General features: G+C 61.3%; 9 protein-coding genes and 1 pseudogene. 1 reads left to right on the top strand and 9 read right to left on the bottom strand.

Features of this window, described 5'->3' with window-relative positions; genetic code table 11:
• Position 1: 1 nt before the first annotated feature.
• From KYT97_RS24085 to KYT97_RS24045, 8 genes and pseudogenes are all read right to left on the bottom strand, one after another.
• Positions 2-1,747: a glycoside hydrolase family 3 protein gene (locus KYT97_RS24085; RefSeq protein ID WP_219110847.1), complete on the bottom strand. Its 1,746-nt coding sequence runs from the start codon at positions 1,745-1,747 to the stop codon at positions 2-4.
• Positions 1,747-3,135 (bottom strand): glycoside hydrolase family 1 protein, encoded by a 1,389-nt coding sequence (locus tag KYT97_RS24080; protein ID WP_172935828.1) that lies wholly within the window; start codon positions 3,133-3,135, stop codon positions 1,747-1,749. Before KYT97_RS24080 ends, KYT97_RS24085 begins: the two co-directional genes overlap by 1 nt.
• Positions 3,136-3,141: 6 nt before the next feature.
• Positions 3,142-4,167, bottom strand: a complete 1,026-nt coding sequence (locus KYT97_RS24075) for an ABC transporter ATP-binding protein (protein ID WP_172935829.1) — start codon at positions 4,165-4,167, stop codon at positions 3,142-3,144.
• Positions 4,167-5,162: an ABC transporter ATP-binding protein gene (locus KYT97_RS24070; protein ID WP_219110845.1), complete on the bottom strand. Its 996-nt coding sequence runs from the start codon at positions 5,160-5,162 to the stop codon at positions 4,167-4,169. Before KYT97_RS24070 ends, KYT97_RS24075 begins: the two co-directional genes overlap by 1 nt.
• Complete coding sequence (locus KYT97_RS24065) at positions 5,159-6,019, bottom strand: ABC transporter permease (protein WP_172935831.1); 861 nt, start codon at positions 6,017-6,019, stop codon at positions 5,159-5,161. Before KYT97_RS24065 ends, KYT97_RS24070 begins: the two co-directional genes overlap by 4 nt.
• On the bottom strand, positions 6,009-6,956 hold the full coding sequence (locus KYT97_RS24060) for an ABC transporter permease (protein ID WP_219110844.1): 948 nt from the start codon (positions 6,954-6,956) through the stop codon (positions 6,009-6,011). Before KYT97_RS24060 ends, KYT97_RS24065 begins: the two co-directional genes overlap by 11 nt.
• Positions 6,953-8,347, bottom strand: a pseudogene (locus KYT97_RS31020) (ABC transporter substrate-binding protein). Before KYT97_RS31020 ends, KYT97_RS24060 begins: the two are co-directional and overlap by 4 nt.
• 177 nt (positions 8,348-8,524) lie before the next feature.
• Complete coding sequence (locus KYT97_RS24045) at positions 8,525-9,217, bottom strand: tyrosine-protein phosphatase (protein WP_172935834.1); 693 nt, start codon at positions 9,215-9,217, stop codon at positions 8,525-8,527.
• A gap of 121 nt (positions 9,218-9,338) precedes the next feature.
• Between KYT97_RS24045 and KYT97_RS24040 the strand changes: the two genes are divergently transcribed.
• Positions 9,339-9,959, top strand: coding sequence for a TetR/AcrR family transcriptional regulator (locus tag KYT97_RS24040; protein WP_172935835.1), 621 nt, complete (start codon positions 9,339-9,341; stop codon positions 9,957-9,959).
• Here KYT97_RS24040 and KYT97_RS24035 read toward each other — a convergent pair.
• On the bottom strand, positions 9,938-11,260 hold the full coding sequence (locus KYT97_RS24035) for a glycosyltransferase family 2 protein (RefSeq protein ID WP_219110841.1): 1,323 nt from the start codon (positions 11,258-11,260) through the stop codon (positions 9,938-9,940). The two genes, KYT97_RS24040 and KYT97_RS24035, sit on opposite strands and share 22 nt — an antisense overlap.
• Positions 11,261-12,000 lie beyond the last annotated feature (740 nt).

The raw sequence follows: 12,000 nt of genomic DNA, 5'->3' as shown, positions 1-12,000 counted from the left end.
TTCAGAGTATTTCGGTCAACCCGCACAACACCTTGTTGTTGTGCGAGCCCCGGAATTCACTGTGGCCCAGGATCTTCTGTACGACGGCATGAATCACCTCGGGTGTCGGCGCGTGAGCATTGATCAGCGCCGACACCATCGGCACGTCGGCCAGATGGTTGGGCAGCCCGAGCGAGACGAAGATGGTCGGAACTTCGGCGCTGTACCAGGGCATTTCGGGACCGAACGGCATCGACCACGCAAGTCGCACCGACGATTGCCGGCCGATCCCGTGGAACCCGGCCACAACGATCGCCGCGTCGCACGACTTTCCGAAGTCCCGGTTGGAGCTGCCGACGTGGTCGAGAATCTCGGCAAATGACTTCGGCAACGCCGGCGGATAGTCCTCGACTTCGAACCCCGCAGCTTCCAGTTCCGCCCTCATCGCGCCCTGGTAGCTGGGCGGCGCGCCGTATCGAAGCAGATCCGGTGGGCAGATCAACCGGATCCGGCGATGGGTGTCCACGTCGAGCGGCAACACGCCGGTGTCGCGGACCAGCGTCACCGTCTGATCGGCGACGTCAGCCGCGATGGCCCGATGCTCGTCACAGCCGACCACGGCCCGCGCGTCGTCGTCAGGGACAAGTGTTCCCGCGATCTGAGCTCGATGCAATCCGAGAGACGCTTTGAGTCCGAGAATTCTCTGGAGTGCGACATCCAGCCGCTCGGCACTGACCACACCAGTTTCGACGGCGGTGCGCATGATCTCGAGATCTTCCACCGGATCACGGAAGAACAGCACCATGTCACAGCCCGCGTTGACTGCTGCCGGAAGCAATTCACGCCGCGGCAATGCCGCGGTGAACCCGATCATGTGAGTGGCGTCAGTGAGGATCAGACCGTTGAACCCGAGTTGTCCACGCAACAGGTCGTCGGCCAGTTCCGGCGCTATGGTCGCCGGCAGAATCCGGTCGATCTCGGGGCGAAGCTGCCGCGAATACTCCGGCAGCGCAATGTGTCCGATCATGATCGAGGCGATGTCGTCCTCGATCATGTTCCGGTAGATCCTCCCGAAACTGTTGTCCCACTCCGCCGTTGTCATCGTGTTGACGGAGGTGACCATGTGCTGATCCCGCTCGTCCACCCCGTCACCCGGAAAATGCTTGGCACACAGAGCCATCGGGCGTTCGGCGACTCCGTCTCGAATTCCTTCGGAGTAGGCCCGGGCATGATCGATCACGACGTCGGGATCGTCACCGAACGCGCGCGAGGCAATCACCGTGTTGCGCCAGTTGTAGTGCACGTCCACGACCGGGGCAAACGACCAATTGCAGCCCACGGCAGCAGATTCCGCGCCGCCGACAAATCCCATGCGGCGGGACGCCGTCAGGTCGGGCGCCGACGCGCACTGCAGTGCCGAGCCCACCAGGATGCCCTCGCTGGCAGTGGCGTCGCCGCCGGCCTCGATGTTTGCCGCCACCAACAGCGGCACCTTCGCCCGCTCCTGCACCCGTCGCACCACTGCGGAAACCTCGGCGGCCGGCGCGGTGTGATGCCGTATCCCACCGACGCGGAACTCGTCAACCAGGCGATCGAGATACGCATTGTCGAAATGTGCATTGTGATTGACGAAGAGCTGCCCGATCTTCTCGGGAAGACTCATCGAATCAATTGTCGTCCGTACCCATTCCACGTCCTCGACCCCGAGATGGAATGGTGCCGCGGTCAGATCGACCGAACGCGACGACGGTAGTGTCTTGTCACTCATCAGTTTCCTCCTGCTACATGTCGGTACCACCGGAACGAGGTCTTCGGGGTACGCACCAATGTCTGCGCGTCCACGTGCACCAATCCGAACCGTTGAGTGAATCCGTAATTCCACTGGACGTTGTCCATCAGCGACCAGACGTAGAAACCGCGAACGTCGATTCCCGACGCGATGACCTCGGTTAGATCGTCGAGCACAGCGTCGATGTGCTCGACCCGCACGATGTCGTCGTACGGGCCGCACGGCCCACTCTCGTCCACGAGACCAAGGCCGTTTTCGCCGATGACGAAGGGCGGATGATCGGGATAGCTGTCGTCGATCCACCGCAACAGATGCCCGAGACCGCCCGGCGTGATCTGCCGGTGACTGCCGCCCCACTCCCAGCCCGGTAGCGGAACAATCGCAAAGCCGAAGCGTTCGAGTTCAGGGTTCGCCCCCGTGAACAACCGTGCTGCGTCTGGCACGTTCTCGGTGTACCGATGCGCATTGTGCGGTGCGGCAGCTCCCATGGTGGCGTACCAGTTGACCCCGAGGTAGTCCAACGGTGACGAAATGGTCTCCATGTCGCCGTCTTTCACCACGCCCTGAGAGCGCAGTTCATCGTCGAGTTCCGGGATATGGTTGCCGGTCAACAACGGATCCAGAAAGAGCGCCTCGGTGAAGTGTGCGGCCTTACGTGCCGCTTCCACGTCGTCCGGGTACCAGCTTGCCGGTTCGACTCCGGACAGCGACAGCGTCGTCCCGATCTGGCCAGGCACTCCCAATTCCCGCAACGTCTCGACTGCCCGGCCGTGTGCAAGCAGCATGTGATGGATACTGGCCAGTCCGGCGCGCCCCAGCTTCTGGTGCGGCGGCAACGCACCGGCCACGTACCCGCCCACCGTCGGGACCAGCGGCTCGTTGAGTGTGATCCACTGGGCCACCCGATCCCCGAGCCGATCCGCGAGAATCGCCGTGTACTCGGCAAACCACTGCGCGATATCCCGATTCATCCAGCCGCCACGTTCCTGCAGCGCGCTCGGTAGATCCCAGTGATACAGAGTTGGCGCCGCACCGACACCGCGCTCGCCAAGACCGTCGACCAGGCGGTCGTAGAAGTCCAGGCCGGCAGCATTCACCTTCCCGGTGCCACCGGGAAGGACCCGCGGCCACGACACCGAGAACCGATAGATCTTGGCTCCCAATGCCCCGATCAGGTCGAGATCCTCACCGAGCCGGTTGTAGTGATCGGCAGCAACATCTCCGTTCGTGCCATCCGGAGTACACAAACCGTTGTGCGCGTAGTCATCCCAGATCGACGGTCCCTTTCCGTCCTGGTTCCAACCGCCCTCCACCTGATAAGCCGACGTTGCCGTCCCCCAGAGGAATTCCGGGCCGAAATCGCGCATGTTCTTTCACCTCACTGCTTGTTGGTCGGATCCGACAAGCGGGCTGTGACAAGCCACCTGACGACCCGGTGCGATAGTGCGAAGTTGCGGAATGTCCGCTGCGCATCGGTCGTGAGCGCGGAGGCATCGAGTTCGAAAAGCGCAGCCGCTCGGCGGATTCAGTGGTGATGGTGGCTCAACGTCGGACAAGCCGAGTTCGCCGAGCATCTCACCAGGTTCCGGGACGGCTGCACGCAGAGCCGCGGTGTACGGGTGCGCCGGGGCTGCCAGCACCTCCTCCGTCGGGCCCGTCTCGCACACTCGTCCGAGGTACAGAACGGCAAGATCGTCACACAGCGCCCGAACAACACCAAGATCGTGGGAGATGAACAGAATCGACAGACCCCGCCGGTCGGTCAACTCCCGGAGCAAGTTGAGTACAGTCGCCTGGACGGACACGTCGAGACCTGAAACCGGCTCGTCCGCAACAAGAACCGACGGCTCTGCGGCCACAGCGCGGGCAATGGCTACACGCTGAGCCTGCCCGCCCGAGATCTCCCTCGGCAACCGCTCGCCGTACGCGTCCGGATCAAGCCCCACTTCGGCAAGCAATTCCTCCGCCCGCGCCCGCCGCGCCGCCCGATCCATCTTGCGGACCACCAGCGGCTCGGCCACGATGTCCCGAATCTGCCGACGGGGATTGAGAGAGGCCACCGGATCCTGGAACACCATCTGCATCTGCTTGCGATCGGCACGGCCGCGACGCTCACGCACCGCGGCTTGCGGTCGGCCCTCGTAGAAGACCTCGCCACCGGTGCGGGCGGTCAAACCCAGAACCGACCGCGCCACGGTGGATTTCCCCGATCCGGATTCTCCGACCAGCGCCAGGATTCGCCCGGAATGCAGTGTCAGATTAACGTCGGTCACCGCGCGCAGTACCCCTCGCGGAGTTTCGAAGCTGACGGACAATCCGGCGGTCCGTAGTGCCGGCGCCTGATTCCCGTCTCGTTCAGCGGTTCCCACCCGATCTCTGACCGAATTTGCCTGTGTCATCACGATGTGCCCTTCTCGCCCAAATTCCAGCACGCGGCCTCGTGGCCGAATGCAACGGTGGTCATCGGCGGTCGTTCGTTCGAGCAGCGGGGCAACGCAATCGGGCAGCGAGGGGCAAACGGACACCCCACCCGCGGCGCCGCCATCGAGGGCAGCGAACCTGCGATGGTCGGCAATTCACGGCGCCACGGGCCACTGACCCGCGGAATCGAATCGAGCAGACCACGCGTGTACGGGTGAGCCGGTGTGGTGGTCACCGAGACCGTCGGTCCCGTCTCCATCATGCGCCCGGCGTAGAGCACCGCCGTGCGCTCGGCTCGACCGGTCAGCAAACCCAGATCGTGGGTGACCAGCAGCATCGACATGCCCAGATCGCGCCGCAGGCCGTCGAGCAGATCCAGCACTTTGCGCTGGATGGTGACGTCGAGCGCAGTGGTCGGTTCGTCTGCCAACAGCAACCGTGGTTTGCCCGCGATGGCAGCAGCAATGCTGACACGCTGCCGCATACCACCTGAGAACTCCGCCGGATACGCGTCGACGCGTCGCTCCGGATCCGGAACCCCTACCGCCCTGAGAAGTTCGACAGCGCCCTCCCGCTCCGCCTTTCGGCTCAGCCGCTGCCGATTGCTTACCGACTCCATCAACTGGCGTCGCACCCGAACCACCGGATTGAGTGACGTCATGGGGTCTTGGAAGATCATTGCGATGTCGACACCGGCCAACCCGGCCCGCTCGCGTGCTGCCAAGCCGGTCAGTTCGCGATTGTCGAAGTAGATCGCCCCTTGGACACTGGCTGCGGCCCGCGCAGACTCGACACCGAGAATCATCCGCGCGAGTACCGACTTCCCCGAGCCGGATTCACCGACGATTCCGAGCGACTCCCCGGCCCGGACAGTCAACGAAACATCTTCCAACACGTAGGTAGTGCCAGTGGGCTTCGTATACTGAACGGACAGGTTCTCGACCCGCAGGAGTGGCGGAAGGACCTGGGTCATCGAAGTTTCTCCTTGACTCTCTCACCGATGAGGTTGATCGACAACACCGTCACGCACAACGCAATTGCAGGTGCCAAGGTCACCCAGGGAGCGGTGGCCAGCAAACTCCGCCCGTCGGCGATGATCCCGCCCCAGGACGGCGTCGGCGGTACCAGCCCGAAGCCGAGGAAGCTGAGTGAACCTTCCCCGACAATGGCACCGGTCATCGCGGTGAAGGAAAAGGTGATGGCAACCGGAGCGACGTTGGGAACTATGTCGCCCAGAAGAATTCGCCACCGGGGTGTGTCCATCAGACGTGCTGCCTGGATGTACTCGCGTTCACGTGCGCTCAGTGTCGCAGCACGCGTGACGCGGGCAAAGGTCGGAGTGGTGAGTACTCCGATAGTGGTTCCGATCGTGAGCAGGCTCGGGCCTCGGAACGACACCACGATCATCACCAGAATCAACGAGGGAAACGCCATGAGCACGTCGATGAGCAAGCCGGAAACACGGTCGGTCCACCCACGAAGGTAGCCGGAAAGTATCCCGATGATGCTGCCGCCGACCATGCCCACCGTCAAGGTGATCAGGGCGACTACAAACGAAGATTGTGCACCGGCAACTGTGCGCGCGAAGACATCTCGGCCCGTGGAGTCGGTACCGAACCAGTGGGCGGCACTCGGCGCTTGCCTGGCTGCACCGAAGTCCGCTTCGAGCGGATCCATGAGATCTGTGAAGTTGGAGAGAAGAATTGCGCCGAACAGCGCGACGAGCCACACCGAAGCAAGGGTGATTCCCGGCGCTCGCCGGACTCCGCGCCACAGGTCTCCCAGCACGTCCCACCGAGGCTCTGTGACAGCAACGGATTCATAGCTCACGGGCAATCCTCGGATCGATCAATCGGTAGGTGAGGTCCACGAGAATCGTCACGACGACCACGGCCACACCGGCAATGATCACGACACTCTCGACGACGGGGAAGTCACGCCCGGCTATTGCCGTCTGTATCAGTCGGCCGATTCCCGGTACGGCATAGAGAGTTTCGACCAGTACAGCTCCGCCGAACGCCCCGCCGACTGCGATGCCCACCATGGTCAGCAACGGCAGGGAAGACGGCCGTAGAGCACGGGCACTCAGCAAGCGGGTGCCGCTCATCCCCCGACTGCGGGCAGCATGAATGTAGGTCTGGTCGAGAGTGTCCATTGCATCCGAGCGCAGTGTTCGGGTGTAGACGGCTGCCTCGGTCAGTCCCATCGTCAACGCCGGCAGGATCAGGAAGCGAAGGTTGCCGACGGGGTCGTCGGTGAAACTGACCCATCCCGTGGCCGGTAGCCACCCCAACCAGATCGCAAAGATGTAGATCAACAGCACCCCGAGAACAAATCCCGGAGTCGACAGCGTGACGTAGCTGAATAGGGTGGCGACCCGGTCGAAGATCGAGCCAGGCTTCCACGCCGAGCGCAGGGCAACCGGGATCGCGATTGCCAGTGCGATGATCTGACTCGCCACCAGTAGTTCCAAAGTCACCGGAAGACGCTCCAGAAGTTCCTCTCCCACAGAGTTCTTCGTGATGATCGACGTGCCGAGATCACCGGTCACGGCAGAACTCAGCCAGCGCCCGAATCGCGCGAAAACATTGTCGTCGAGGTGGTACATGCTGGTGAACTGCGCGATCTGTTCCGCCGTGGCCTCCGGCCCGAGGACAGTGATGGCCGGCGAACCGGGAAGCAGTGCGGGCAAAGCCATGGTCACCAGCCCGAGGAGAGCGAGCACGAGCAGCGCTCGCCCTCCTCGAACAGCGGTGGAGCGAATCACGACGTGGCTGCCCAGAACTCACTCGGGCGAACCGAGATGATCGACCGGGTAGAGACATCCGGCACTCCGCCGACACGATCGGACATGATGTAGCCGTCGACGTTCTGGGTGTAGAAAACCACCGGTGCGTCGACGAAGACCTGCGCGGCAATATCGTTGAGCAGTTCGGAGCGTTGATCCGGATCTTGCTCACCGAGCATGTCGCTGATCAAGGCATCGACGTCCGCGTTGGCGTACTTGGAGAAGTTCGACACTCCGGTCGAGGCGAAGAAACTGGTGCTGCCGGAGTCGGCGTCACCGAAAAGGCTGGTCGTCATGTCGACCATCTGGAAATCTCCGGAGCGCAGAACCGTGCCCCACGTGGTCGTGTCCACAGGGTTGAGCGTCACCTCGATTCCGACATCGGCGAGCATCTGCTTGATGACGGTTGCCCGCTGCTGCGACTGCGGACGGTTGTCGGAGGTGTAGGTGAAAGAGATCGGCTTGCCGTATTCCGCAACAAGTTTCCGGGCACGATCCTGATCGAATGCAGGGTACTCGGCAGTCTGCTCGTACGACGACGTCGACGGAATCGGCCCGTAGCTCACGTCGCCGGTGCCTTCGTTCACGACGCTGCGCAGAACGTCCCGGTCGATCGCGGCTTGAACGGCTTGACGCACCACAGGGCTGTCGAACGGTGCCACCTTGGTATTGAACAGGCCCGTCGACATTCCGGTGTCCGCGGTCGACGCCGTGAACCCGTCAGTGGGCGCCTACAGGAACTGTGTGGAACTTTCGGACCAGATGAGATCGACCTCTCCGGAAACCAGGCTCTGGTACCGGGAGTCGCTGTCCGGGAGGATCTTGAAGTCGAGCGAGTCAGCGTGCCCACGCTCGCCCCAGTACTCGGGGTTGCGATCCATCGTGATCGACGTTCCGGACTGATTTCCGGTCAGGACGTACGGGCCGGAACCGAGCGGGACGCCGAATTCGTCGAGCGTCGGCGACGTCACGTAACCGAGTTGGCGGGTGAACAGATTCTTGAAGGCGGAGTTCGGACGGTCGAGAGTGAAGTCGATGGTTGTCGGATCGACGGCCGTCATCTCGACGATGCTCTTGGCGTCCCGTGCACACGCACACGCTGTCGCCGGATCCGCCAAGCGAGTGATGTGGTCGATCACTGCCTGCGCTCCCAGCAGGCTGCCGTCGCTGAACGTCACGTCGGAGGCAAGTTTCATCACCCATTTGGTCTGTGCAGCATCACTTTCCAGACTCTGCGCCAAGAGTGGCACTACCGCGCCGTCGTCGGCGTAGGTGAACAGCGGATCGAACAACGCGTTCGCCAGAATGAATGTGGGCTGCTGCGTGATGGCCCCCTTGGCCGGATCGAGCGACGTGATGTCACGATCCATACCGACGGTGACCGTACCGCCGTCGACCGGCTCGCCCGAAGTGGCTGCGCTTCCCCCGGACGAACAGGCGGCAAGTGTCGACGCTACGGCCAAGGCCGCAGCTACGGTGATGAGACGTCGTGAGGTCTTCACGAAAATCCTTTCGAAGGCTGTCTTTGGTGTGGGTTGCTGGTGTGTTCAGCGGGAGAATCGAGTGAGCAGCAGGTGAAGGTCTTCAGGGGGCAATCCGGAAGCGATCAGATAGGACTGCGCTCCACCGCGGTGCTCGATGTAATCGAGCGCCAGCTCGATATCGGTTGCCAGACACGTCAAATCGAACTCCTTCGGCATCTCGGGCAGCCGCTCGGCGAGAACGAGGAGAGCGTCGTTTGTTCGCAGGTAGTCCGCGATCACCTCGTCCCGCGTAGCCCCGACCGCGAGTAAGAGGAGTGCGCTGAGAACTCCCGTTCGATCACGCCCGACCTGACAGGTCAGCAGCACCGGGCCGTTCGCTCGCACGACAACGCTGACAGCGCGCGCCAACTCGGCCGAGGATCGCTCGAGCAGAGCGACGTAGAACTGGCCGAAAGATACTGTTCCGTTGATGAACTGCTGCACTATCGCGTTCTGCTCAGTCAGTGCCAGATCGCCAGAAGGGTGCGCATTCACCCGTTCGACCACCCAACTCGGCGGTAGGCCTGGCCCACTGTCTGCGGCTTGCTCCTGCGGTGTCCGCAAATCGAGCCAGGTCATTGTGTCCGGCGCCGCGGCAAGCTCATCGGAAGTGGCCAAACTTGCTGCAGCAGAGCGATATACCGAATACGACGCCTCGGAATCCCCAAGCAGTAGTCGACCGTTCGGGAGCCCGAACGCGGAAGTGGAGGTTGCCATGAACACACAGTCACAAAGTGGCACGACTGCCAGTTGGCATTCATGCCACAAGTTGCCGTCGAAATGGTGAACAACAGGATTCGAGTACCCCAAACGCGGGTCGCTACGTCAAAATGCCTTTATGAACAACACGGGTGGGGCAGCATCGGACATCGGTCGACGCGAACGCAAGAAGGACATCACGCGTCGGGCGATCCGATCATGCGCTGTCGAACTCTTTCTTCGCCAGGGTTTTACGGACACCACCGTCGAACAGATCTCCGATGCTGCCGAAGTCGCACCGCGCACGTTCTTCCGTTATTTCAGAACCAAGGAAGCAACACTGTTCTCACTCGAATCCTTCGAGGAGATCATTGCCGGATATCGGTCCGCACCGCCAGAACTTGATCCACTCACTGCGTTGATGGGCGTCGTGACGCAATTCGACGCCCGTGAACTGTCGCCGGAGACCGTTGTTCGACGAAACCTGCGAACCTCGTTGCTGGTTGTGCCCGCAGTCTCTCGGTACGCATCGGAAATAGCCGACGAGGCCACCGAGCGCATGCGAGATGCCACCAAGTGCCGACTCGACGTGGTCGAGTCGGTGTTCGACCACCGCGCCGAAGTGATGGCCGGGTTCTTCCGCTCGATCATCATCACGCACTTCTTCCGGACCAACCCGGCAGGTGCTCACGCGGAAAGTTGGCTCGGCGCCATGACAGAACTGGTCGACCTGGCCCGTCACACCAACTCTTCCGGATAGGAAGCACGACCATCCACAACTGCCCGTCTCGTCGGACTGGTCCACCTTCCACTCGAGCCGCCGGCCCGAGATTGCGCCAAGGAACGCAGACAGAGGTAGGAGTCGACTATCCGAATCAACGGAAAGATCGGTGCGTACAACAGATACCGGGGCCGTTTCATCGTGACCACGGCAAGGACAGTAAGGATCAGATCCGGAATCAGCAATCCCAGCACCAAGTACAGCGGCGGTAGCGTATTCGCAAATTCCACAAGGGGTTCAGGTGGTGCCGGCATCCAGCGCGCAGCTGCGGCAGCGGCCAGTGATACCACGAGCAGCGGAACAAAAAGCAGCAACACCACACTGCTGATTATCAATTCTGCAATGTAGAAGCTCAGCGCCAGCCAGAACTTGTCGGCTCGTACACGGTGCCTGCGCACGGTCTGCCAGAAGCCGAGTGTCCACCGCCTCACCTGATTCGTGTATTCACGGAAGCTGTCCGGATCTTGGGTGTAAGCCACTGCAGCACTCGGATGAAAGGCGATCCTCCCCAACTGTTGAGCATGCACGTCGAATGTCATGTTGAAGTCCTCGATCACCAAACCGGGAGCATCGATGTCGATCCGGGAAAGAATGTTTGTCCGGTACATGCTCGCAAATCCCGGCACGATCGAGACCACGTTTGCACGCTTGGCCGCCTGCCCGTACTTGATCAGCAATTGCATTGCGACATAGACACGTTCACGATACGCAACCAGAATTCGACCGAGCCGGGTAGCTGGCGTCGGATCGACGTTGGTGGCCGCACGGCCCGCCACCGCAACCACATCCGGATCGTCGAAATAGGGTAGACCCGTTTCCAGGTAGTCGGCGGACAACCGGGTATCTGCATCGAGCAGTAGAACCACTGCGTATTTTTCCGAAAGCCCGAAGTGCTCGATCGCGGCAGCCAGTGCTCCGGCTTTTCCCACGTTCGGCTGAAGTTCCAGCACTCGCGCACCATCCGACCGCGCCAGATCCGCTGTTCGGTCACTACTTCCATCGGAGACAACGTGGACGTTCGATGCGGGAACAAGCGAACATGCAGACGCGATGGTGAGCTCGACAACGAGTTCCTCGTTGTGGGCCGCAATGAGAATCGCTACGTCGTCCGGGGTCAACCGTTCGGCACTCCGCGCTCCCCGACCAGCTACTTGCCCACCGGATGGCCCGGCAATTCTCTCCTGCCGGAACTGCTCGATCCTCCTCATCCCGCCCACCGCAGACCAGAAGACCGCATTGACCCCGAACATGACAATCGACAGAACGACTATCGCTATCACAGATCACCTCCTGCCCACACCGGACCGGCGTAATAGGTCGGACCCTGCCCGGGTCCCCCAGACGTCAGCGAACTCGTGAGACGACAAAACTGATTCATGCAGCCACATTCCATCCACTCGACCAAATGCATCGACTCCAGAAACGAAATCACTCGGAACTAATTCCAAACCTCCCCAGCCCGTCGAAATAATCACATCGACAATTCCCGAATATCAATAGCGGTGATTCTTGCCGGAGATAATCACTGTACGAATTGCCCCGTTTGTGAACTTACAGTAAATCTTCGCGGCTCGCGCCCCTATACGAGAAGTCTCGCTCCACGATGCCCACTCCGAGAGTTCACCTTGACACCGTCGACTTTCCGCAAATCCAGGGCACAGTTCACGTCGGTACCGATTTGCAGACATACCCATCAAGAAAATGCGACACAAACAGCGGTTACGTATCACGCAGGCTCGGTTTTGCAGTCGTAACATCTCCAGTTACCACCAATCGAACATCCTCAAACCATTCGACAGCTATCAAGTTGAATCCCGCGCATACCTTGACGACCCCGAGCATTCATGCAAATATCGAGTCCGAAACGTCCGATTTGACGGTTCACAGCTACCTCCTCGCATCAAGGTTCAGATTGCGCAGCCATGAGGTGGATCGGAAATTCGCAGTATCTTCCCTGACCTCGACTACTGCTTGAAATCTCGGCACTGCTTCCGCAGTGGAATGCAGGTACACCAGCGCT

The sequence above is a fragment of the Rhodococcus globerulus genome (genome assembly GCF_019334125.1).
GTDB classification, from domain to species: domain Bacteria; phylum Actinomycetota; class Actinomycetes; order Mycobacteriales; family Mycobacteriaceae; genus Rhodococcus_F; species Rhodococcus_F globerula.
The sequence above is the reverse complement of the archived record's forward strand: the minus strand, read 5'-3'. Positions and strand labels throughout refer to the sequence as shown.